Below are 23,673 nucleotides of genomic sequence, written 5' to 3'. Positions count from 1 at the left end.
CACAATAAAACTCATCTAGCGTATACCGAGGAAAGGGACTTTGACTTCTTTTATTCGCCGTTGGCTGGTCCATGAAGCCGCAAGCGGTGTGTTATTGATTCTGGCAGCGCTGGCGGCATTGATCATCGCCAATTCCCCGGCCCGTGAGGCCTATGAGGCCACCCTATATTACCCCCGGGCCGCCGCCGGCGAACAGGGCGCTTCCTTTAACCTGCTTGCGTTGATCAATGACGGTTTGATGGCGATGTTTTTTTTACTCATCGGGCTGGAGGTTAAGCGGGAACTTATCCAAGGTGCGCTGGCCAGCCGCGCCCAGGCGGCATTCCCGGCTATCGCTGCGCTGGGGGGAATGATGGCGCCGGCCATCATCTATATGCTGATGAACCGGCATGCCCCGGCTAATTACGCCGGCTGGGCCATTCCGACGGCAACGGATATCGCCTTCGCGGTGGGCGTGCTGGCACTGCTGGGAAAACGCGTGCCCGCCAGCCTGAAGGCTTTTTTGCTGGCGCTGGCCATTATCGACGATTTAGGGGCCATCGTTATCATCGCCCTGTTTTACAATCATGAGCTTTCTCTGGCGGCGCTGGCGGGCGCGGTCGGGGTGGTAGCGGTTATGTGGCTGATGAACCACAGAAATATCAGCCATCCCGGCCTCTATCTGCTGGCCGGCGCGGCGCTTTGGACATGTATCCTGCTCTCAGGCATCCACGCCACCCTGGCCGGGGTGATTGCCGGCGCCCTGATACCGCTGAGCCTGCCGGGGAAGGCTTACTCCCCCGCGCTGGTGCTGGAGCACCGGTTGCAGCCCTGGGTCATCTATTTGATCTTGCCGCTGTTCGCGTTTGCCAATGCCGGGGTCTCCTTGCAGGGCTTGACGCCCGGCAGCCTGCTTTCGCTGCTGCCGGCCGGCATCGCCGCCGGGCTAATCCTGGGGAAACCCGTGGGGATAATGGTGTTCTGCCTGCTGTCAGTGAAGCTGCGCATGGCGCGCTTGCCCGATGGCGTGGCCATGGGGCAGATTGCCGCCGCGGCGGTACTCTGCGGCATTGGCTTCACCATGTCGATTTTTATTGCCGGCCTGGCATTCGGCACCGGTTCGGGAAATGAACAGCTTACCTTGGCAAAGCTGGGTATCCTGTCGGGTTCGACGCTATCGGCAATCCTGGGCTATCTGGTGCTGCGAAGGGCTTTGCCGCAGGCGGCGTAGCAGGGCATGATGTTAACAATGGCGCATAAAAAAACCGGCCGAAGCCGGTTTTTTTAACGAATAACAACACTTACTGCATAGCGTTGATACGCGCGGTCAGATTAGATTTATGACGCGCTGCTTTGTTCTTGTGGATCAGACCTTTGCTGGCCTGACGGTCCACTAGGGGCTGCATAACAGAAAATGCACTCTGCGCAGCTTCTTTATCACCTGAATCGATAGCCGCGTATACCTTCTTAACAAAGGTACGCATCATGGAGCGACGGCTTGCATTGTGCTGACGACGCTTCTCAGACTGTACGGCGCGTTTCTTAGCTGATTTGATATTAGCCAAGGTCCAACTCCCAAACGTGTTCTATGAGACAATTCAAAGGCCGAGGAATATGCCCTTTCAGCCTTCTTTTGTCAATGGATTTGTGCAAATAAGCGCCGCTCAATAACGCAACGCCTGTTACAATGTGATGGCGCAGGATTCTACCAGTTTCAGCCCAAGGAATACAGTGTTTGCAGTGAAAAAAGCGATTATACCCGTCATTTCTCCCTTGCCGCCTTGCCGCAACATGAAATCTAGTGGGCATATCGTTAATAAGAAAGGTGACTCGCTCCCGGCGGCCCGGCCACGGGGAGCGGAATACTCCGCGCCGGGCAGAATAACCTGCGCAAAAAACCAGACCGGGCAATATAAGCGTGGTTTTCTCCGCTGTTACGGGCAAAGATTGGATTCGCGGGTTAACCTTAGGCTCCGTACAAGGTATAATCCGCCGATTTCCATTGTCTTGAGCCTGCTATGAAGCTTATTCGCGGCATACATAATCTTCAGGCGCGTCACTCCGGGTGCGTGCTCACCATCGGCAATTTTGACGGCTTTCATCGCGGGCATCAGGCGCTGATAGCGCAATTGCAGTCCGAGGGCCGTAAAAGAGGCCTGCCGGTAATGGTGATGATATTCGAGCCCCAGCCGCAAGAACATTTTGCCGGCCGGGACGCCCCGGCGCGGCTGACCCGCCTGCGGGATAAAGTGAAGTACCTGGCCCAGGCCGGGGTGGACATAGTACTCTGTGCGAAGTTTGATCAGCATTTTGCCGCCATTGACGCCCGGACGTTTGTTTCCCGGCTGCTGGTGGACAAGCTCGGCGTCAGGCTGCTTTGCGTAGGTGATGATTTTCGGTTCGGCGCCTGCCGGGAGGGTGATTACGCCTTTTTGCAGCAGGCGGGTACCGACGCGGGTTTTGATGTCATGAGCACCGCGACCTATACCGAAGGCGGCTTGCGTATCAGCAGCACCGCAGTACGGGAAGCGCTGAATACCGATCTGCTTGCCGAGGCCGAAATGCTGCTTGGCCATCCCTACCGAATTTCCGGCCGGGTGGAGCACGGCGACGAGCTGGGCCGTACCCTGGGATTTCCCACCGCCAACGTCTCGCTGAAAAAGCGGCCGGCGCCCATTAACGGCGTGTATGCGGTGGAGGTCCTGGGCCTGTCGGCCATGCCGCTGCCGGGCGTGGCGAACATCGGCACCCGACCCACGGTGGCCGGGCTGGTGTCGCGGCTGGAAGTCCATTTGCTGGATATGTCGATGGACCTGTACGGCCGCCATATCGAAGTGGTGTTTCGTGCTAAATTGCGTAATGAACAACGGTTTGCCTCCCTTGATGAGTTGAAGCGGCAAATCCAGAATGATGTGGTGACCGGCCGGACGTTTTTCGCACTGACGGCGCCCTTTTAAACTCTCAAACCGAAAACGGAACCGAGAATCGAATGAGTGATTACAAAAATACCCTGAATTTGCCGGACACAGGGTTCCCGATGCGCGGCGATCTGGCCAAGCGCGAGCCTGGCATGCTGCAACGCTGGTATGAACAGGACCTGTACGGGATTATCCGCCGTGCCAAGAAAGGTAAAAAAAGCTTTATTTTGCATGACGGCCCTCCCTATGCGAACGGCAATATTCATATCGGTCATTCGGTTAACAAGATTCTCAAAGACATTATCATCAAATCCAAAGGGCTGATGGGCTATGACTCGCCCTACGTGCCTGGCTGGGACTGCCACGGCCTGCCGATTGAACTGAAAGTTGAGCAGCTGATCGGCAAACCGGGTGAAAAGGTCAGCGCCGCCGAGTTTCGCGCCGCCTGCCGTAAATACGCCGCCGAACAGGTTGCCGGTCAGAAAAAGGATTTTATCCGTCTCGGCGTGCTGGGTGATTGGGAACATCCCTATCTGACGATGAATTTCGGCACCGAAGCCAATATCATCCGCGCATTGGGTAAAATCATCGAAAACGGCCATTTGCAAAAAGGGGCCAAGCCGGTGCACTGGTGCATCGATTGCCGTTCCGCCCTGGCGGAAGCTGAGGTGGAATACTACGACCGCACATCCCCTTCCATCGATGTAGCGTTCCAGGCCGTGGATGCCGCCGCGGTGGCGGCGAAATTCGGCGTTTCTTCCCTGAACGGACCGCTGTCGCTGGTCATCTGGACCACTACGCCCTGGACCTTGCCCGCGGACCGGGGAATTTCCGTGCACCCGGATTACGACTACCAGCTGGTGGCCGTGGACGGGCAGAACTGGATCCTGGCCGCCGACCTGGTGGAAAGCGTTATGGCGCGGGCCGGCGTCACCCACTGGACCGTACTGGGCAGTTGTAAAGGCAGCGCGCTGGAACTGCTGCGCTTCCAGCATCCGTTCATGGCATTCGACGTGCCGGTGATACTGGGGCAGCACGTGACGCTTGACGCCGGTACCGGCGCGGTACATACCGCCCCCGGCCACGGTCCGGACGACTATGTTATCGGCCAGCAGTACGGTCTGGAAGTCTCCAATCCGGTAGGGCCGGACGGCTGCTTCCTGCCCGGGACCTATCCCGGCCTGGACGGCGTACAGGTCTTCAAGGCCAACGATTTGATAGTGCAGCTGCTGCGTGACCGCGGCGCGCTGGTGCATGTGGAAAAACTGCTGCACAGCTACCCCCACTGCTGGCGCCACAAGACGCCGATTATCTTCCGCGCCACGCCGCAGTGGTTTATCAGCATGGATAAAAAGGGACTGCGCCAGCGCTCTTTGGAGGAAATCAAGGATGTGCAGTGGATCCCCACCTGGGGCCAGGCCCGCATCGAGAATATGGTGGCCAACCGCCCCGACTGGTGTATCTCGCGCCAGCGCACCTGGGGCGTGCCGATGTCGCTGTTCGTGCATAAAAACACCGAGGAGCTCCATCCGCGCACCCTGGAATTGATGGAAGAAGTGGCGAAACGGGTAGAGCAGCAGGGTATCCAGGCCTGGTGGGATTTGGATCCGGCGGAGCTGCTGGGGGCCGAGGCGGCCGACTATGTCAAGGTGCCCGATACGCTGGATGTCTGGTTTGATTCGGGATCCACCCATTCGTCGGTGGTGGCGGTGCGGCCCGAGTTCGCCGGCCACGAGCCGGACATGTACCTGGAAGGCTCCGATCAGCACCGCGGCTGGTTTATGTCATCGCTGATGATCTCCTCCGCCATGAAAGGCAGGGCCCCGTACCGCCAGGTGCTGACCCATGGCTTCACCGTCGACGGACAGGGCCGTAAAATGTCCAAATCCATCGGCAACACCGTCAGTCCGCAGCAGGTGATGGACAAGCTGGGGGCGGATATTCTTCGCTTGTGGGTCGCTTCCACCGATTATACCGGTGAAATCGCGGTATCGGATGAGATCCTCAAGCGCTCCGCCGATTCCTATCGGCGCATACGTAATACCGCGCGCTTCCTGCTGGCCAACCTGAACGGCTTCGACCCGGCGCTGCACAGCGTTAAGCCGGAAGATATGGTGGTGCTGGATCGCTGGGCCGTGGGCCGGGCGCAGGCGGCTCAGGCCGACATTATCGCCGCCTACGACAGCTATGACCTGCATAACGTCGTGCAGCGCATGATGCAGTTCTGCTCGGTGGAAATGGGCTCTTTCTATCTTGATATCATCAAGGACCGGCAGTACACCACCAAGGCAGACAGTATCGCCCGCCGCAGCTGCCAAACCGCCCTGTACCATATCGCCGAGGCGCTGGTGCGCTGGATGGCGCCGATTCTCTCCTTTACCGCCGACGAGATCTGGAGCTTTATGCCCGGAAAACGCCAGCAGTACGTCTTTACTGAAGAGTGGTATGACGGCCTGTTCGGGCTGGACGAAGGCGAGACCATGAACGATGCTTACTGGGAGCAGGTGCTGAAAGTACGCGGCGAAGTGAATAAAGTGCTGGAGCAGGCCCGTGCCGATAAGCGTATCGGCGGTTCCCTGGAGGCCAGCGTCATCCTGTACGCCGATGAGTCCCTGGCGCCGACCCTGAGCGCCCTGGGAGAGGAGCTCTATTTCGCCCTGTTGACGTCCCGGGCGGAAGTGGCGGATTACGGCGCGGCGGGCGATGATGCCCTGCAGGCCGAAGGCCTGAAAGGGCTGAAAATTGCACTGGCGAATGCCGAGGGCCGGAAGTGTCCCCGCTGTTGGCATTTTGAGACGGATATCGGCGCCGACCCCGAACATCCGGAAATCTGCGGCCGCTGCGTCACCAATGTGGCGGGCGCCGGCGAAGAGCGTAAGTTTGTCTGATGAAAACACCCCTGATGTCAACCGGATTGCGCTGGCTGTGGCTGGCGGTAGTGGTACTGGTCATTGATCTTGGCACCAAGCAGTGGATTATGACGCACTTTATGCTGCATGAAACGATGGCGATCATACCCTCTGTGAATTTTTTCTATGCACAGAATTTCGGCGCGGCCTTCAGCTTCCTGGCGGATAAAGGCGGCTGGCAGCGCTGGCTGTTTGCGCTGATTGCCCTGGTTATCGCCATTGCGCTGCTGTTTATGATGTACCGGTCGGATTATCGGCAACGGATGTCCAACTGCGCCTATGCCCTGATTATCGGCGGCGCGTTGGGCAACCTGTCCGATCGGCTGGTGCACGGCGTGGTGATTGACTTTATTGACGTCTATGTCAATGAATGGCACTGGCCGACGTTCAATGTGGCGGATTCCGCCATTTGTATCGGTGCGGTATTGATCGTGCTGGAAGGGTTCTTCCGCCCTTCCGATCGGGCCGCCAAGCAGAAAGGCTGAGTATCATGACCGAACAGGTGCAGTCCGACAGCGCGGTGCTGTTGCATTTCGATCTCAAGCTTGAGGACGGTACCCTGGCGGAATCCACTCGCCGGGAGAATAAACCGGCGCTGTTCCGCCTGGGGGATCAGAGCCTGTCGAAGGGGTTGGAGCAGGCGCTGCTGGGATTGCGGGTGGGGGATAAAAAATCCTTTTCCCTGGGTCCCGAAGAGGCGTTCGGGCCCTCGAATCCCGATTTGGTCCAATTTTTCTCGCCGCGGGATTTTCTGGATACCGGCGTGCCGGAAGCGGGCACCATCATGCTGTTTACCGCCATGAACGGTAATGAAATGCCTGGGGTGGTCCTGGCGGTGACGGATGAATCCGTCACGGTGGATTTCAACAATCCGCTGGCCGGCCGCCGGGTTTATTTTGATATCGATGTCTTGGCTATCGATCCGGAGCAGGAGGAGGATAAAAATGCGCATATTGCTGGCTAACCCCCGCGGATTCTGCGCCGGTGTCGACCGGGCAATCAGTATTGTGGAGCGGGCGCTGGAAATCTACGGCGCCCCCATCTATGTCCGCCATGAAGTAGTGCACAACCGCTATGTGGTGGATGCGCTGCGCGCCGGCGGCGCGATCTTCATTGAACAAATCGATGAAGTGCCGGACGGCTCCATACTGATTTTTTCCGCCCACGGCGTATCGCAGGCGGTGCGCAACGAGGCGAAGAATCGGGATCTGACGGTATTCGACGCCACCTGTCCCCTGGTGACCAAGGTGCATATGGAGGTGGCGCGCGCCAGCCGCAAAGGCACTGAGGCGATTCTCATCGGCCATGCCGGGCATCCTGAAGTGGAAGGCACCATGGGGCAATACAGCAATCCGCAGGGCGGCATGTATCTGGTGGAATCGCCGGCGGATGTCCGCAAGCTGCAGGTCAAGGACGAGGCCAATCTCACGTTCATGACCCAGACCACGCTTTCCGTCGACGATACCTCCGAGGTTATCGATGCTCTGCGTGGACGCTTTCCCCAGATCATCGGCCCACGTAAGGACGATATCTGCTACGCCACCACCAATCGCCAGGAAGCAGTGCGAGACTTGGCGTCCGAGGCGGACATCGTGCTGGTGGTGGGCTCAAGAAACTCCTCCAACTCCAACCGGCTGGCGGAACTGGCCCAACGGGCGGGTAAGCCGGCCTATCTCATCGATACCGCCGCGGATATCCAGGAGAGCTGGCTGCGGGGCATGGCGGTGGTGGGCGTGACCGCCGGGGCCTCTGCACCGGATGTGCTGGTGAAGGCGGTGATTGAGCGTTTACGTGCCTTGGGCGGCGTAGATGTCGAGGAGCGCCAGGGACGGGAAGAGAATATCGTGTTCGAAGTGCCGAAAGAACTGCGGGTAAAAGTGCAGATTGTGGAATAAGCCGGACGACTATCCCATTGTGCTGAAAAACCGCTCGGGGTTAATCAGGCGGGACAGGACGATAGAAGAGTAAACCGTCCGCGCCAAGAACCAAAACGCCGTCAGGGGCTGGCCGAAGGGTACCCCTCAGGGATGAGGGGCATAATCGCGCGGATCGAGCGCACAGGGACGTATTTACAGCAGGGTTGCCGTTTCGCTACGATCCGGCATATTGTTCCCACTGAACACATTGCTCTTCAGTCAAATGAATAAAAATTCATTTTACCCTTAGTCATTTCCGCTAATATCCCTCCTTTTTTATCATATTATCCTTATCACCGGTTAAATAAACTGGCGGCGGCCGGCGCCTCCGGTTAACCTGACACTGATTTTTCACTTAGCAGAGAGAGCATGGATATGACACCAATCCGCATAGCCGTCGTCGGGGCAGGGGGCCGCATGGGCCGGCAATTGATCCAGGCGGTGCAACAATCCCAATCCGCTTGCCTGGGGGCGGCGGTTGAGCGTGAAGGCTCAAGCCTGATGGGTACCGATGCCGGCGAACTGGCGGGTTTAGGTCATATTGATGTCAGGGTCGGCCATAGCCTGGACGCGGTAAAAGACCGGTTTGACATATTGATTGATTTTACCCGCCCCGAAGGCACCCTGGAATACCTGGCTTTTTGCCAAACCCATGGCAAAGGCATGATTATCGGCACCACCGGCTTTGATGAGCGGCAAAAAGACCTCATTCAACAGGCGTCTCGGGATATTCCCGTTGTTTTTGCCGCTAATTTCAGCGTCGGCGTGAACGTAATGCTAAAGTTGCTTGAAAAGACCGCCCGGGTGATGGGTGAGTATTGCGACATCGAAATAATCGAGGCGCATCACCGCCATAAGGTGGATGCCCCCTCCGGTACTGCCCTTGCCATGGGCGAAACCATTGCCGGAGCCTTGGGACGCCAGCTGAAGGATTGCGCCGTGTACAGCCGCGAGGGCCATACCGGCGAGCGTAAGCCCCATACCATCGGCTTTGCCACCGTGCGCGCGGGTGATATAGTGGGTGAGCATACGGCGATGTTTGCGGATATCGGCGAGCGGGTAGAGATAAGCCATAAGGCTTCCAGCCGCATGACCTTTGCCAATGGCGCCGTTCGCGCGGCGATATGGCTGAATGGTAAAAAAGCCGGGCTCTATAATATGGCCGATGTGCTCGATCTCGGTAATTTATAGACAGAAAAAAATATATATGCGAATGATGTATTTTTATGCCTATGATTTTAATAAGATATATTTGGCCATTTTTAAAATTTTTTAAAAATATACGCTTACCTGTTTTTTTTCATCAAAATCGTTATAAATAGCGTTTTTAAGAAGTATTTTTCATTAAAACCTTCGCGTTCCCGCCAAAAACGTTCCTGGCGGGAAAATGCTTCATTGATATTCCCTGTTTTGTCAGGCAACCGATTACTTTTGCTCTTTTACAGTGCTTTTTAACCGGTTCGCTCTGCTTAATAGGTGAAATGACGATTAATTGAATGAATTATTGTTGCGGGGTAGACAAGTGCCCTATGCATCATTAAAATGCGCCCAATTTGCCAAAAATCCACCTTGAAGGTGTTTTTGCATTGATTTAGACCGTTAAATCTGAATTAATATGCAAATACAATGACTGAATATTCCTTGGAGGGTGTTTTGATAAAGTCAGCGCTATTGGTTCTGGAAGACGGAACCCAATTCCACGGTCGGGCCATCGGGGCAGAGGGTACGGCAGTGGGGGAAGTGGTCTTCAACACCTCGATGACCGGATATCAAGAAATTCTCACCGATCCCTCCTACTCCCGCCAAATCGTTACTCTCACTTATCCCCATATCGGCAATGTCGGCACCAATCCAGAAGATGAAGAATCCTCCTGCATTCAGGCCGAGGGCCTGGTTATCCGGGACTTGCCGCTGATAGCGAGCAATTTCCGCAGCACCGGCTCCCTGTCTGACTATCTTAAAAAGAATAACGTAGTGGGCATCGCCGATATCGATACGCGTAAGCTGACCCGGCTGCTGCGGGAAAAAGGGGCGCAAAACGGCTGTATCATCGCAGGCGATGCTCCCGATGCCGGGCTGGCGCTGCAAAAAGCGCGGCAATTCCCGGGTCTGAAGGGCATGGATCTGGCAAAGGAAGTCAGCACCACCGAACAATATCCCTGGACCCAGGGCAGCTGGCGTCTTGAAGGCGGCCTGCCGGCCCCTGCTTGCGCCGACTCCCTGCCGTTCCATGTGGTGGCTTACGATTACGGCATAAAACGCAATATCATGCGCCTTCTGGTGGATCGCGGCTGCCGCCTGACGGTGGTGCCGGCGCAGACCCCGGCGGCGGACGTCCTGGCAATGAACCCGGACGGCATCTTCCTGGCGAACGGTCCCGGCGATCCGGAGCCTTGCGATTACGCTATCGCCGCCATTAAAACCTTTCTTGAAACCGACATACCGGTGTTCGGCATCTGCCTGGGGCATCAGCTGCTGGCGCTGGCCAGCGGCGCCAAGACCCTGAAAATGAAATTCGGCCACCACGGCGGCAACCATCCGGTGAAGGATTTGGACGCCAACCGGGTAATGATAACCGCGCAGAACCATGGTTTCGCCGTGGATGAAACGTCGCTGCCGCCTACGCTGCGGGTCACTCATGTCTCGCTGTTCGACGGTTCGCTGCAGGGCATTTGCCGCACCGATAAACCGGCGTTCAGCTTCCAGGGGCACCCGGAGGCCAGCCCCGGCCCCCATGACGCGGGTCCGCTGTTCGATCACTTTATAGAATTGATTAAGTCATATCGTTCTCAGGCGAAATAATCAGGAGCCAAGCAATGCCAAAACGTACAGATTTAACCAGTATCCTGATTCTGGGTGCCGGCCCGATAGTCATCGGCCAGGCGTGCGAGTTCGATTATTCCGGCGCGCAGGCCTGCAAGGCGCTGCGTGAAGAAGGTTACCGGGTGGTGCTGGTGAATTCCAACCCGGCCACCATCATGACCGACCCCGATATGGCGGATGCCACCTATATCGAACCCATACACTGGGAAGTGGTGCGCAAAATCATCGAGAAAGAGCGTCCCGACGCCATACTGCCCACCATGGGCGGCCAGACGGCGCTGAACTGCGCGCTGGATCTGGAGCGTGAAGGGGTGCTGGCGGAATTCGGCGTCACCATGATAGGCGCCACCGCCGACGCCATTGATAAAGCGGAGGATCGGCGCCGCTTTGACCAGGCCATGAAAAAAATCGGCCTGGAAACCGCCCGTTCCGGCATTGCCCATAATATGGAAGAAGCGCTGGCGGTGGCCGCCGACGTGGGGTTCCCCTGTATTATCCGCCCTTCCTTTACCATGGGCGGCTCCGGCGGCGGTATTGCCTACAATCGGGAAGAGTTCGAGGAAATCTGCGAACGCGGCCTCGATCTCTCCCCCACCACCGAACTGCTGATCGATGAGTCGCTCATTGGCTGGAAAGAGTATGAGATGGAGGTGGTGCGGGACAAAAACGACAACTGCATTATCGTCTGCTCCATTGAAAATATGGACGCCATGGGCATCCACACCGGCGATTCCATTACCGTCGCGCCGGCGCAGACCCTCACCGACAAAGAGTATCAAATCATGCGTAACGCCTCCATGGCGGTACTGCGTGAAATCGGCGTGGAAACCGGCGGATCGAACGTGCAGTTCTCGGTGAATCCGGAAAACGGCCGGCTGATTATTATCGAAATGAATCCGCGCGTATCCCGCTCATCCGCACTGGCGTCGAAAGCCACCGGTTTCCCCATCGCCAAGGTGGCCGCCAAGCTGGCGGTGGGTTATACCCTGGATGAGCTGATGAACGACATTACCGGCGGACGCACGCCGGCCTCCTTCGAGCCCTCCATCGATTATGTCGTCACCAAGATACCCCGCTTCAACTTCGAGAAATTCGCCGGGGCCAACGATCGGCTGACCACCCAGATGAAATCCGTAGGGGAAGTCATGGCCATCGGCCGCACCCAGCAGGAGTCGCTGCAAAAAGCGCTGCGCGGGCTGGAGGTGGGCGCCACCGGTTTTGATCCCAAGGTCAGCCTGGATGACCCGGAGGCGCTGACGAAAATCCGCCGCGAGCTGAAAGATGCCGGCGGTGACCGCATCTGGTACGTCGCCGATGCGTTCCGCGCCGGGCTGTCAGTGGACGGGGTGTATAATCTCACCAATATCGATAAATGGTTCCTGGTGCAGATTGAGGAACTGGTCCAGCTGGAAAACGAGGTGGCGAAGCAAGGCGTTACCGCCCTGGACGCCGGTTTCCTGCGCCGGCTCAAACGCAAAGGGTTCGCCGATGCGCGCCTGGCCGCCCTGGCGGGCGTATCGGAGGGGGAAATCCGCAAACTGCGGGAAGAGTATAATCTCCATCCGGTTTACAAGCGGGTGGATACTTGCGCGGCGGAGTTCGCTACCGATACCGCCTATATGTATTCCACTTACGATGAAGAGTGTGAATCCAACCCGACCCGGGATCGTGAAAAGATCATGGTGCTGGGGGGGGGCCCCAACCGTATCGGCCAGGGTATCGAATTCGACTACTGCTGCGTGCACGCGTCGCTGGCGCTGCGGGAAGACGGCTACGAGACCATTATGGTCAACTGCAACCCCGAAACGGTGTCCACCGATTACGATACCTCCGACCGGCTTTATTTCGAACCGGTGACCCTGGAGGATGTGCTGGAAATCGTGCGCGTGGAGCAGCCTAAAGGCGTTATCGTGCAATACGGCGGCCAGACCCCGCTGAAACTGGCCCGTGAACTGGAAGCCGCCGGCGTGCCGATTATCGGCACCAGTCCGGATGCCATTGACCGCGCCGAAGATCGCGCCCGTTTTCAGCAGGCGGTGGAAAGGTTGGGTCTCAAGCAGCCGGCCAACGCCACGGTGACCACCATCGATCAGGCGGTGGAAAAAGCGGCCACCATCGGTTATCCGCTGGTGGTGCGGCCCTCCTATGTCCTGGGCGGCCGGGCGATGGAAATCGTCTATGACGATGTGGATCTGCTGCGCTATTTTCAAACCGCGGTCAGCGTGTCCAACGATGCCCCGGTATTGCTTGACCGGTTCCTGGACGATGCGGTGGAAGTGGATGTGGACGCCATTTGCGACGGCGAGCAGGTGCTTATCGGCGGCATCATGGAGCATATCGAGCAGGCGGGGGTGCACTCCGGCGACTCGGCCTGTTCGCTGCCGTGTTATACCCTTAGCCAGGAAATTCAGAATGTCATGCGCCGCCAGGTGGAGAAGCTGGCGTTTGAGCTGCGGGTCCGCGGCCTGATGAATGTGCAGTTCGCCGTCAAGGCCAACGAAGTCTATCTCATCGAGGTGAACCCCCGCGCCGCGCGCACCGTGCCGTTTGTCTCCAAGGCCACCGGGGTGCCGTTGGCGAAGGTGGCCGCCCGGGTCATGGTGGGACAATCCCTGGCGCAGCAGGGTGTGACCAAAGAGGTTATTCCGCCTTATTACTCGGTGAAGGAAGTGGTGCTGCCGTTTAACAAATTCCAGGGCGTCGACCCGATCCTCGGGCCGGAAATGCGTTCTACCGGCGAAGTGATGGGCGTCGGGCGGACATTTGCCGAAGCCTTCGGCAAGGCCATGCTGGGCAGCCAGTCGCACATGAAAAAAACCGGCCGGGCCTTGCTGTCGGTGCGTGAAGGGGATAAAGGCCGCGTGGTGGATTTGGCGGCCAAACTGCTGAAGCACGGCTTTGAGCTGGATGCGACCCACGGTACCGCGGTCGTGCTGGGGGAGGCGGGCATCAATCCCCGGCTGGTGAATAAGGTCCATGAAGGGCGCCCCCATATCCAGGACCGCATCAAAAACGGCGAATACAGCTATATCGTCAATACCACCGCCGGCCGTCAGGCCATTGCGGATTCCAAGCTGATCCGGCGCAGCGCGCTACAGTACAAGGTGCATTACGACACCACCATGAACGGTGGTTTCGCTACCGCCATGTCGCTGAATTCAGACCCCACCGAGCGGGTTATTTCCGTGCAGGAGATGCACCTTCAGCTCAATAAAGCCTGATAGCCGGGCCGCAAGCCGACAGGTTTCCGTCCTCTTGCGGTTCGGGCGGGTCTGTCCTGGAATGCGGTCCTGATTGTCGTCCTAACAAAGGCTTGCTGGCGGATTTTTTACGTGTTATTAAACAGCCTCTTTGGGCTGAGGCACTCGGGGTATGGCAGGGCATGGCAACGGTTAAGGAAATGTCAGAGGACCACCAGCGGGTTATTACCCGGCTCTGTATCGAGTGCGCGATATTATTGCTGCAGCATGGCGCTGAAAGCATGCTGGTGGAGCAGCTATCCACCCGGCTGGGGCTGGCGCTGGGAGTAGAGCGGGTGGAAAGCTCCATTTCCGCCAATGCCGTGGTGCTGACCACCATTAACAAAGACTTTTGCCTGACGTCAACCCGTAAAAATAACGATCGCGGCATCAATATGCATGTTGTCACCCAGGTGCAGCATATCGTCATCATGGCTGAGCACCATTTACTGGATGCGGAGGATGTGGCCAAGCGGCTGGGAAATATTCGGCCGCTGCGTTATCCGCGCTGGCTGATGGTCTGTGTGGTCGGTTTATCCTGCGGCTGCTTTAGCCGGCTCAACGGCGGCGGCTGGGATGCGTTCGCCGTCACCCTGTGCGCCAGCGGCCTGGCCATGTATGTCCGTCAACTGCTGACCGCGCGGCAAATGAACCCTCTGATTAATTTTTGCATCACCGCGTTTGTCGCCACCTCCGCTTCGGGTTTGTTAATGCGTTTGCCGGTATTCCACGACACGTCGCTGGTGGCGATGCCCGCGAGCGTTCTGCTGCTGGTGCCGGGCTTTCCGTTGATCAATGCGGTGGCGGATATGTTCAAAGGCCATGTCAACACCGGTTTGGCGCGCTGGACCATGGCCAGCCTGCTGACGCTCTCTATCTGTATCGGTATCGTCCTGGCGATGGCGGTATGGGATTTCAAGGGGTGGGCATGAATCTGCTGCTGGCGTTGCTGGAGGACATGGTATTGGCCGCCGTGCCGGCCCTGGGGTTTGCCATGGTGTTCAATGTACCGGCCAAGGCGCTGCGTTATTGCGCCCTGCTGGGAGCTATCGGCCATGGCTCGCGTACGCTGATGATACACTATGGCCTGAATATTGAGTGGGCCACCCTGCTGTCCTCTATTTTAATCGGGGTGATCGGTATCCACTGGTCTCGCTGGCTGCTGGCCCATCCCAAAGTCTTTACGGTGGCGGCGGTCATCCCGATGTTTCCCGGTATTTCCGCCTACAGCGCCATGGTGGCGGCGGTGCAGATTTCCCATCTGGGCTATAGCGAGGCGCTGATGTCGACGCTGGTAACGCAGTTTCTCAAAGCGGGTTTTATTGTGGGCGCCCTGTCCATCGGCCTGTCTTTACCTGGACTATGGCTTTACCGCAAACGCCCGGGCGTGTGAGACCCCTAACCCGGCAGGATAGGCGCTTTCCGAATTTTGCCGGCGGAGTGGGGCGGCCCTATCGACGGCAGATTGTAGTTTCCGTATAGTGGCAGCAATTTTATAGCCGGTAAGAGTTTATATGATTATCAGTCTGATTGCCGCCCTGGCGGTAGATCGCGTGATTGGCCTTGAAAACGCCATGCCCTGGCACCTGCCCGCCGATCTGGCATGGTTCAAACGAAACACCCTGAATAAACCGATCATCATGGGCCGCAAGACCTATGAATCCCTTGGACAGCCTTTGCCGGGCCGCCGGAATATCGTGCTCAGCCGCCATCCCGCCGCCGACGATGGGGTCATCTGGGCGGCATCGGCATCAGACGCCCTGGCTGCCGCCGGCGAGGCGGAGGAAGTCATGGTAATCGGCGGGGGCAATATTTATCAGCAATTCCTGCCCCGTGCTCAGCGATTATACCTGACCCACATCGACGCGGAAATCGACGGCGACACCTACTTTCCCGATTACGAGCCGGATCAATGGCAATCCACCTTCAGTGAATTCCACGATGCCGACGACAAGAACAGCCACAGTTTCTGTTTTGAAATTCTGGAGCGGCGTTAGCTTTTCTTGCTAGGCCGGCTTATTTAAAAGAAGAGTATTTAATCAAAAGCCGCCGAAACAATGTTGGTGAATAAATATTCCCGAAGCCATGTAAGCCTGGCCTCGGGAATATTTTTAAAATGATCGGGTTTAATTAGCTTGTTCAGCTTTAGCAGCGGGGAAATTCCATTTGTCTTTCAAATCATTCAGAATTTCCAACATCTGCGTTTCAAAGGCTTCTCTGTCTTCGGCGGTACTGAAAACATTGCCGTGCTGCTTTGCATTAAGATCACCGTAGCTCTTAAACAAGTGACCGCAAAGCTCTTTTGCAAGATCTTCATCGCAAGGGTTTTATTATGTTCATTGCTGTATTGGGATGTGGAACAGTGATTGAGATCGGTAATCAACGTTCTTAAAAATTGTGCTTTTCGGCCCCTTCAATCCGTTCTTTAATAAGATATTCAATTTTCTCATAGGAAATATCCCGGCTGTTTTTTCTAAATAGTTTATTAGTGGATCAAGGGTGAGCAAACGCGTACAAACGCTGTCCGCACACGCAGTCATCCGGGCTTTAATGGATTGCGCAAGGGCGGCCATTTCTTCGGCGCTCTTTAATGGCGGTTGGACGGCGGCAGTACACTGGCTGTGTTCGTTTCGAGGGACAACGCGGCGTTATAGCCTCTGGTAAAGTATTTGCCTAATGAGGTAAGTAACGCCGGTATGGTTTTATCTTGGGCAACAGTTTTGACAAATGCTTCATTCACAATCGCATTATTCATATTTGAGTCCTTTCTAAATGGCATTACAGCCCCGGAGGACTGTATCCGTAGCCGACATCTGGTTTTGTCCGTTGAGGGTTGTGCCCCGCCAATAACCCTGGCTGCATGATACGTTTATTGGGGAGTGGTAATATTAAATAAAATAAAAGCTAATAAAAAATGAGTAGATTTCGCCTGCCGGCATTATTCCACCGGCATTGCTTCAATGCCGCTTTCACCCCGGCGGTTGGACGGTTGCCGGAAATACTGCTTATCTTCCCAGCGCAGCATGGTTAATTCGCCGCCCCAGCAGCAGCCGGTATCCAGGGCATAAATGCCCTCCGGAGTGCCTTTTCCTTCCAGCGAGGCCCAATGGCCGAAGACAATGCCGTACTCTTGCGCTACCGGTCCGGGCAACAAAAACCAGGGGCGCAGGGGAGGGGGGGCGCGATCCGGTGCATCTTTGCTTATCATGTCCAACTGGCCGTTGGGAAAACAAAAACGCATCCGGGTAAAGGCGTTGGTGCAAAAACGCAGCCGAGACAGGCCGGTAAGCTCAGGAGACCAGTTGTTCGGCATGTCGCCGTACATGGAATCGAGAAACAGGGGGTAGCTATCGCTGGACAGCACCGCTTCCACTTCGCGGGCGCACATGCGGGCGGTGGCCAAATCCCACTGCGGCGTAATGCCGGCGTGGGCCATTACCAGCTTTTTTTCCTCATCCACCTGCAGCACCGGCTGGCGGCGCAGCCAGTTGATCAACACATCGGCATCCGGCGCTTCCAGCAGCGGCGTGATGCGGTCCTTGGGCTTGTTGCGGCTGATGCCGGCGTATACCGCCAGCAAATGCAAATCATGATTGCCCAGCACCAGCCGCACGCAGTCCCCCAGATCCCTGACATATCGCATGACTTCCAGGGAAGCCGGCCCCCGGGCCACCAAATCTCCGGTCAGCCATAACTGGTCCCGGGCAGGATTAAAATCCACCTGGGACAAAAGTAGCTTCAGCTCATCAAAGCAGCCGTGTATATCACCGATTAAATAAGTCGACATAGTTAGTGTATAAGTGATGGTATCGCTAAACGGAAGACGGGAATGGCAATACGGAAGGACTGCCCCTGATGATCCAGCATTTCGTAATGGCCTTCCATGGTGCCGAGCGGCGTTTCAAGGATAGCCCCGCTGGTATATTGAAACTCATTGCCCGGCAGGATAAGCGGCTGTTCACCCACCACTCCTTCCCCCTGGACTTCGGTTTCTTTACCGTTGGAATTGGTAATGAGCCAGTAACGGCCCACCAGCTGTACATTATGCCGACCGAGATTACGCACGGTAATAGTGTAGGCGAAGACATAACGCTCCTCTTCCGGGATGGATTGTGTCTCGACGTACATACTTTGAACCTGCACGCAAACGCGCGGCGAATTAATCATACAGCCTGACTCCTATCATTCTTGTTGCGATGGGTGGTCCGCCAGCCAGTTCGCCAGGTGGCAGTACTGCGCCACGGTAATATTTTCAGCGCGCATGACCGGATCGATCCCCAGCTCCGTCAGCTGCGCCTGGGTAAAGAGGTGCCCCAGGCTGTTGCGAACGGTTTTCCTTCGCTGGTTAAACGCCTGACTGGTAATACGGGCCAATACCTGCAAATCGCTGACCGGGTGGGGCAATTGGCTGTAAGGCACCAGGCGCACCACGGCCGAGTCCACCTTCGGCGCCGGTCTGAAAGAGGTCGGCGGAACTTCCAATACCGGTATGATCTGGCAATAGTATTGCGCCATGACGCTCAAACGACCATAAGCCTTACTGTCCGGTCCAGCCACCAGACGGTTCACCACTTCTTTTTGCAACATGAAATGCATGTCGCGGATTGCCTGAGTATAGCTGAAAAGATGGAACATCAGCGGCGTGGAGATATTGTAAGGCAGGTTACCGAACACCCGCAACGGCTGGCCCAGCTGCTGCGCCAGGGCGGCGAAATCCACGGTCATGGCATCCTGTTGCAGAATGGTCAGCTTGCTCTGCATAAAAGGGTGCGTTGCAAGCCTGGCGGCTAAATCACGGTCCAGTTCAATGACCGTCAACTGAGTCAGCCGCTCCGCCACCGGCTCGGTCAATGCGCCGAGCCCGGGGCCGATTTCCACCAGCGCCTGGTCCGGCAAGGGATGGATGGCGGAGACGATGGCATCGATGATATTGCCATCGTGGAGAAAATTCTGCCCGAAGCGTTTACGGGCGAGATGGCCTTGATGAAGACGTTTATCCATTACAATTATTTATCATTTTTATGGCGAGATTAAGCGCCGTCTTGATGCTGCCGGCCTCCGCCTGACCAGTGCCGGCCAGTTCCAGGGCGGTGCCGTGATCGACGGAGGTACGAATAAAAGGTAATCCCAGGGTGATGTTAACCGCACGGCCGAAGCCCTGATATTTCAATACCGGCAACCCTTGGTCGTGATACATCGCCAGCACCGCATCGGCATGCCGGAGGTATTTGGGCTGGAAAAGGGTATCGGCGGGCAATGGCCCCACCAGATCGAGTCCTTCGGCCCGCAGCGCATCCAACGCCGGGATCAGGGGGTCTATTTCTTCCCGGCCCATATGGCCGCCTTCCCCGGCGTGGGGATTGAGGCCGCACACATAGATCCTCGGCCGGGGAATACCGAACCGGCGGCGCAAATCATGGTCGAGGATGGTGATGACTTCCCGCAGGGATTCGCGGGTAATGGCGCCGGCGACCGCCGACAGGGGCAAATGCGTGGTGGCCAGCGCCACCCGCAGCGATTCGGTGGCCAGCATCATCACCACGCGTTCGCACCGGCTGCGATCGGCGAAGAATTCGGTATGGCCGGTAAAGGGCAGGCCGCCGTCGTTGATAATGCCTTTATGCACCGGACCGGTGAGCAATGCCGCGAATTCGCCGTTCAGGCAGCCATCGCAGGCCCGGGCCAGGGTTTTCACCACATAAGCGCTGTTGCCCACGTTCAGCTGACCCGCCCTTATCGGGACCGGAGCGTCCACCGCCAGCACGGTCAGGGTGCCGGCCGGCTGCGAAGCGGCCGGCAGCTCCGGACGGTAAGGATTCAATCGCAAGGGTAAACCGAGCTGCCGGGCCCGGTCCGCCAGAACCGCCGGGTCGGCGCACACCACCAGCTCCACCGGCCAGGCCTGCTGCGCCAGCACGGCCATCAAATCCGGACCGATGCCGGCGGGTTCGCCGGGCGTGATCACCAGCCGCGCATTACTGTCCATTATCACCGTTGCTGCCATTGCCACCGTTGCCGCCATTGTCATCCAGGATTTTGACGTAAGCGGCGGCGCGCTGTTCCTGCATCCAGGTCTGCGCCTCTTCGGCGAATTTACGGTTGAACAGCAGGCGGTAGGCCTGATCTTTCTTGGCCGCGTCGGTGCGGTCAACCTGGCGCGTATCCAGCAGTTGAATCAAATGCCAACCGAAAGAGGAGCGCACCGGCGAGCTGATCTGGCCTTTTTTCAGGGAGGCCAGCGCGTCACGGAAAGCGGGATCGTAGGAGTCAGGAGAGGTCCAGCCCAGGTCGCCGCCCTGGTTGGCGGAGCCGGGGTCCTGGGAAATCTGTTTAGCCACGGCGGCGAAATCGGCTTTGCCGCTTTTGATTTGCGCCAAGACATCGTTCAGCTTGTCCTGGGCCTGCTGATCGGTCAATACCACCGACGGACGCAGCAGAATATGCCGGACGTGGACTTCGGTAACCTGTACTTTCTGATCGCCGCCGCGAATATCATTAACCCGCAGGATATGGAAACCGACCCCGGAACGAATGGGCCCGACGATTGCCCCTTTGGGGGCTGACTGCAACCGTTCAGCAAAGATGGTCGGCAACTCTTGCAGCTTGCCCCAGCCCATCTGGCCGCCTTTGAGCGCCTGGGGATCGGAGGAGTAACTGATGGCCATTTTACCGAAATCGGCGCCTTTATTGAGCTGCGCCACCAGGGAATTCGCCAGGGCTTCCGCTTTATCCACCTGCGCCTGGGATGGGTTCTCCGGCAGCGGGATCAGGATATGGCTTAAATTGTAGTCGGCGCCGTTACCGGTTTGCGCGGCAATTTGCTGCGCCAGGGAATCCACTTCCTGCGGCAGGATGGTTACCCGGCGGCGCACCTCGCTGTTACGCACTTCGGCAATCAGCATCTCTTTGCGGATTTGCTTACGATAGGTGTCGTAGCTGATGCCCTGATCCGCCAGACGGCTGCGCAACTGATCCAGCGTCATGTGGTTTTGTTCAGCGATATGGCTGATGGACTGCGTCAGCTGATCTTCCGTTACGGTAATATTGGCCCGCTGCGCCAATGACAGAATAATATTGTCCATGATCAGGCGATCGATAATCTGGCGGCGCAGGGTCGCATCGTCGGGAAGCTGTTGATGGGCATCCGCTGCGTTGCGCTTGACGGAGTCCAGCAGTCCATCCACATCACTTTCGAGAACAACGCTGTTATCCACCACGGCCGCCACTCTATCCACCACTTGCGGGGCTGCAAACGCGCTGCCAGCAAAGAGGGCCATGCCGAGAATAACCGTTCTCCAGTTTTTCATACCTTTTCCATTTCTATCAGCCGCATTCGCGGATTCATGTTCAATGTTTGCCCGTTTGATTCAGTATCAAAACGCCCGTTGATAGGGAATGATGCCGGAGCCCAGCATCTTTCTCGTACCCAGACCGTAATCGCTGGTCAAACCGCGCAGTTCTATGTTTAACGACACGCCGTCGTCATAAACGCTGGTGCTATTGGTACTGTTCCAACTGGTAATCTTTCGTTCGTAGCCGACATTCACCGCCCAGCAACAGGTATTGTACTGCAGTCCCAGGAACTGTTCCGCGGGCTGGCTTGCCTTGGTGTCGTAATAATAGGCCCCCACCACTGACCAGCGATCCGCAATCGGCCAGCTGCCGATTGCGCCGATCTGTGAAATACCCTGCTGGTAACCCGGGCTGGTCACTTGAGGCAACGTCGCCTCGATATATTCGGGGCTGGCATAACGGTAGTTCAATTGGATCATCCGGTTTTCGTCCCGGCGATACTCCAGGACCGCATCCCCCAGGGCGACGCTGTCCAGGCGGGTATCATACTGCACGCCGCCGCGCACGGCCCACTGATCGCTGATTTTCCAGTAGGTGTCGCCGGCCCAGACCACGCTGCCGGTTTCGGCGTCGTTGTCCAGGCTGCTGTTGGTATCGCCGGTGCGCGGTTTCGTGAAGTAGTAGATTTGACCCAGGGAAGCATTAAAACGTTCAACCAATGCATCATCATAGATGCGGGTAGTGACACCCCCCGCCAACTGGTTGGCCGAAGCGATACGATCCAAGCCGCTGTAGCTGCGATCGCGGAACAAACCGGAATAATCGGTTTGCAGCAGCGTGGAGTCGTAAAGATTGATATCGCTCTGGTTGCGGTAGGGCACATACAGGTATTGCAGCCGCGGCTCCAGCGTTTGGGTATAATCCTGCGACCAGTCCATACTCCGTTCAAAGACCATTCTGCCGTCGGTCTTGAACTGCGGCAGGACCCGGTTCACCGTGCCTTGCAGCTGGTTATTGCCCGCGGTGTTGTTCCAGTCTTCAAGGTTTTCCTGCTGGTAATGGGTCGCCATCACCTTGGCTTCGGTATTCAGGCTGCCCCAGCGGTTGGATAGCGGCAAATCGATGGTGGGCTCGATATGCAGCCGCGTGGCATTGGGATTGTCGCCGCTGGCGCTGGTGAAATTGACGGCCTGGCCGTAAATCTTGGTATCGAACGGGCCGACGTCATTCTGGTAATAGGTCACGTCCAGCTGCGGCGCGGCGCGATAGGAGCTGCTGTTGCCGTAATCGGAAAAAAGCTGGAACTGTTTGCTGGCCAGCGTCACTTCCCAGTTGGGATCCGCATAGCCGACGCTGAATTTCTGCGTGGCGTAGCCGTCGGTGGTGGAGCCGTACTGCGAGGTCAGATCGTCGAAGTAATAGGGATCGCTGACCCGGGTATAGTTGACGTTGAAACGCCAGACATCATCCATGACCCCATTGTGCTGCCAATATAACAGCCAGCGGTCGCTGCTGCCGTCGCCGGGGTGATCGTCGCTGTATTCAGAATCGTTGGGCAGATAGTCGAATTGCACCAGGCCCGCGCCGGGCGTGGTGAGGTAGCGGAACTCGTTTTGCAATTGCAGCCCGCGCTTGCTCATGTAATTCGGCGTAAGGGTGTCGTCGTAGTTGGGCGCCAGATTGAAGTAATAGGGCGCGGAAAATTCAAAGCCGTTCTTGCTGCCGTATTTGGCATTGGGCAACAGGAAGCCGGACCGCCGTTTATCCCCGGTGGGAAATTGCATGTAAGGGCTGTAAAAAACCGGAACGCCGCCGATGCGGAAGCGGGCGTTGTATATTTCCGCCACTTGCTCCTGGCGGTCATGGATGACTTCCGAACCCTTGACGCTCCAGCTGTCGTTGCCGGGCAGGCAGGAGGTAAAGGTGCCGTTCTCCAACACCGTATAGCGATTATTGCCGCGCATTTTCATCATGTCGGCATCGCCGCGGCCTTGCCGGCCCACCATCTGATAGTCGCCCTGATAGACGTCGGTATCTTTGGTGTTCAGGTTTGAAAAGGCCTTCGGCCCGTTCAACTTGATTTGATTATCGTTGAAATGCACGTCGCCGGTGGCGGTCACGGTGCGCACCGGCGCTTCCTGGCCGGTCTGTTTTTGATCCAGCTCGGCCTGCTTGGCGGTCAGGGTGCTGTTGCCCTGCTGTATATCCACATTGCCGGTAAAGGTGGCGTTGGCTGGATAATTAGCCTGGGCATGGTCCGCCTGGATATGCACCGGCAGCTGGTTCGGATTACCGGTGACCAGCGGCTTGGTGTATTCAGGCACGCCCAGCAGGCACTGATCGGCGAAATCAGCCAGGGCATTCTGGCTATAAAGCGCCGACCAGATCAGGCTGGCCAGCAATGTAGGGAAACTTTTCTTCATATGCTTTTCGGGTGTTCCGTCATCTTGGGCTTCATGCCGTCAAACGGTCAGAGACTAACTCACTCACCGGAGTTGCGCTAGTGTTAAATCCCGCCGTTTATCCGCGCACCGTTAGGCACAGCGATAAATGACAGGTATGATAAAGCAAATTTGAACCGACGGCATGGTGAATT

Annotated in this window: 21 protein-coding genes; 12 read left to right on the top strand and 9 right to left on the bottom strand. The window is 57.1% G+C overall.

Annotated features, from left to right (window positions below; all coding sequences use genetic code 11):
• The first annotated feature begins 40 nt into the window (after positions 1-40).
• Positions 41-1,210 carry a Na+/H+ antiporter NhaA gene (gene nhaA, locus GTU79_RS23425; RefSeq protein ID WP_203523919.1) on the top strand — a complete coding sequence of 390 codons (1,170 nt, stop codon included), beginning with the start codon at positions 41-43 and terminating at the stop codon, positions 1,208-1,210.
• A 70-nt stretch (positions 1,211-1,280) separates the two neighbouring features.
• On the opposite strand, the gene rpsT is transcribed toward nhaA, so the two are convergent.
• Positions 1,281-1,544, bottom strand: a complete 264-nt coding sequence (rpsT, locus tag GTU79_RS23420; RefSeq protein ID WP_203523918.1) for a 30S ribosomal protein S20 — start codon at positions 1,542-1,544, stop codon at positions 1,281-1,283.
• Positions 1,545-1,997: 453 nt separating this feature from the next.
• On the opposite strand from rpsT, the gene ribF reads away from it, so the two are divergent.
• The 11 genes from ribF to folA all read left to right on the top strand — a co-directional run bounded on the left by ribF (position 1,998) and on the right by folA (position 15,781).
• Complete coding sequence (gene ribF / locus GTU79_RS23415; RefSeq protein WP_203523917.1) at positions 1,998-2,936, top strand: bifunctional riboflavin kinase/FAD synthetase; 939 nt, start codon at positions 1,998-2,000, stop codon at positions 2,934-2,936.
• Between the two features lie 32 nt (positions 2,937-2,968).
• Complete coding sequence (gene ileS, locus GTU79_RS23410) at positions 2,969-5,785, top strand: isoleucine--tRNA ligase (protein WP_203523916.1); 2,817 nt, start codon at positions 2,969-2,971, stop codon at positions 5,783-5,785.
• Positions 5,785-6,291, top strand: a complete 507-nt coding sequence (lspA, locus tag GTU79_RS23405; RefSeq protein WP_203523915.1) for a signal peptidase II — start codon at positions 5,785-5,787, stop codon at positions 6,289-6,291. Before ileS ends, lspA begins: the two co-directional genes overlap by 1 nt.
• Before the next feature lie 5 nt (positions 6,292-6,296).
• Positions 6,297-6,770, top strand: a complete 474-nt coding sequence (gene fkpB, locus GTU79_RS23400; protein ID WP_132925901.1) for an FKBP-type peptidyl-prolyl cis-trans isomerase — start codon at positions 6,297-6,299, stop codon at positions 6,768-6,770.
• Complete coding sequence (gene ispH, locus GTU79_RS23395; protein WP_203523914.1) at positions 6,751-7,701, top strand: 4-hydroxy-3-methylbut-2-enyl diphosphate reductase; 951 nt, start codon at positions 6,751-6,753, stop codon at positions 7,699-7,701. The genes fkpB and ispH overlap by 20 nt, the downstream gene beginning before the upstream one ends.
• A gap of 390 nt (positions 7,702-8,091) precedes the next feature.
• Positions 8,092-8,913 carry a 4-hydroxy-tetrahydrodipicolinate reductase gene (dapB, locus tag GTU79_RS23390; protein WP_203523913.1) on the top strand — a complete coding sequence of 274 codons (822 nt, stop codon included), beginning with the start codon at positions 8,092-8,094 and terminating at the stop codon, positions 8,911-8,913.
• Positions 8,914-9,375: 462 nt separating this feature from the next.
• Complete coding sequence (gene carA, locus GTU79_RS23385; protein WP_413725498.1) at positions 9,376-10,524, top strand: glutamine-hydrolyzing carbamoyl-phosphate synthase small subunit; 1,149 nt, start codon at positions 9,376-9,378, stop codon at positions 10,522-10,524.
• 14 nt (positions 10,525-10,538) lie between these two features.
• Positions 10,539-13,766 carry a carbamoyl-phosphate synthase large subunit gene (gene carB / locus GTU79_RS23380; protein WP_132925909.1) on the top strand — a complete coding sequence of 1,076 codons (3,228 nt, stop codon included), beginning with the start codon at positions 10,539-10,541 and terminating at the stop codon, positions 13,764-13,766.
• A 179-nt stretch (positions 13,767-13,945) separates the two neighbouring features.
• A complete protein-coding gene (locus GTU79_RS23375; protein WP_420854117.1) occupies positions 13,946-14,716 on the top strand; it encodes a threonine/serine exporter family protein in 771 nt (256 codons plus the stop codon).
• Entirely contained in the window at positions 14,713-15,177 is a 465-nt protein-coding gene (locus tag GTU79_RS23370; RefSeq protein WP_165934301.1) for a threonine/serine exporter, read from the top strand. The genes GTU79_RS23375 and GTU79_RS23370 overlap by 4 nt, the downstream gene beginning before the upstream one ends.
• Positions 15,178-15,298: 121 nt before the next feature.
• Entirely contained in the window at positions 15,299-15,781 is a 483-nt protein-coding gene (gene folA / locus GTU79_RS23365; protein WP_132925913.1) for a type 3 dihydrofolate reductase, read from the top strand.
• A gap of 129 nt (positions 15,782-15,910) precedes the next feature.
• Here folA and GTU79_RS23360 read toward each other — a convergent pair whose 3' ends face one another.
• The 8 genes from GTU79_RS23360 to lptD form a co-directional block, all read right to left on the bottom strand.
• Positions 15,911-16,069, bottom strand: a complete 159-nt coding sequence (locus GTU79_RS23360; RefSeq protein WP_214513416.1) for a hypothetical protein — start codon at positions 16,067-16,069, stop codon at positions 15,911-15,913.
• 302 nt (positions 16,070-16,371) lie between these two features.
• On the bottom strand, positions 16,372-16,539 hold the full coding sequence (locus GTU79_RS23355) for a hypothetical protein (protein WP_214513415.1): 168 nt from the start codon (positions 16,537-16,539) through the stop codon (positions 16,372-16,374).
• Positions 16,540-16,722: 183 nt separating this feature from the next.
• The gene (gene apaH, locus GTU79_RS23350) at positions 16,723-17,571 is read right to left on the bottom strand and encodes a bis(5'-nucleosyl)-tetraphosphatase (symmetrical) ApaH (RefSeq protein WP_203523910.1); all 849 of its coding nucleotides are present in this window, start codon (positions 17,569-17,571) and stop codon (positions 16,723-16,725) included.
• Positions 17,572-17,573: 2 nt separating this feature from the next.
• Positions 17,574-17,951, bottom strand: a complete 378-nt coding sequence (apaG, locus tag GTU79_RS23345) for a Co2+/Mg2+ efflux protein ApaG (protein WP_132925919.1) — start codon at positions 17,949-17,951, stop codon at positions 17,574-17,576.
• A 15-nt stretch (positions 17,952-17,966) separates the two neighbouring features.
• Entirely contained in the window at positions 17,967-18,785 is an 819-nt protein-coding gene (gene rsmA / locus GTU79_RS23340) for a 16S rRNA (adenine(1518)-N(6)/adenine(1519)-N(6))-dimethyltransferase RsmA (protein ID WP_132925921.1), read from the bottom strand.
• A complete protein-coding gene (pdxA, locus tag GTU79_RS23335; RefSeq protein WP_214514185.1) occupies positions 18,778-19,770 on the bottom strand; it encodes a 4-hydroxythreonine-4-phosphate dehydrogenase PdxA in 993 nt (330 codons plus the stop codon). The genes rsmA and pdxA overlap by 8 nt, the downstream gene beginning before the upstream one ends.
• The gene (gene surA / locus GTU79_RS23330) at positions 19,760-21,091 is read right to left on the bottom strand and encodes a peptidylprolyl isomerase SurA (protein WP_203523909.1); all 1,332 of its coding nucleotides are present in this window, start codon (positions 21,089-21,091) and stop codon (positions 19,760-19,762) included. Before surA ends, pdxA begins: the two co-directional genes overlap by 11 nt.
• Positions 21,092-21,157: 66 nt before the next feature.
• Positions 21,158-23,500: an LPS assembly protein LptD gene (gene lptD, locus GTU79_RS23325; RefSeq protein WP_203523908.1), complete on the bottom strand. Its 2,343-nt coding sequence runs from the start codon at positions 23,498-23,500 to the stop codon at positions 21,158-21,160.
• Positions 23,501-23,673: the final 173 nt, after the last annotated feature.

The organism is Sodalis ligni, assembly GCF_016865525.2.
GTDB lineage: Bacteria > Pseudomonadota > Gammaproteobacteria > Enterobacterales > Enterobacteriaceae > Acerihabitans > Acerihabitans ligni.
The sequence above is the reverse complement of the archived record's forward strand: the minus strand, read 5'-3'. Positions and strand labels throughout refer to the sequence as shown.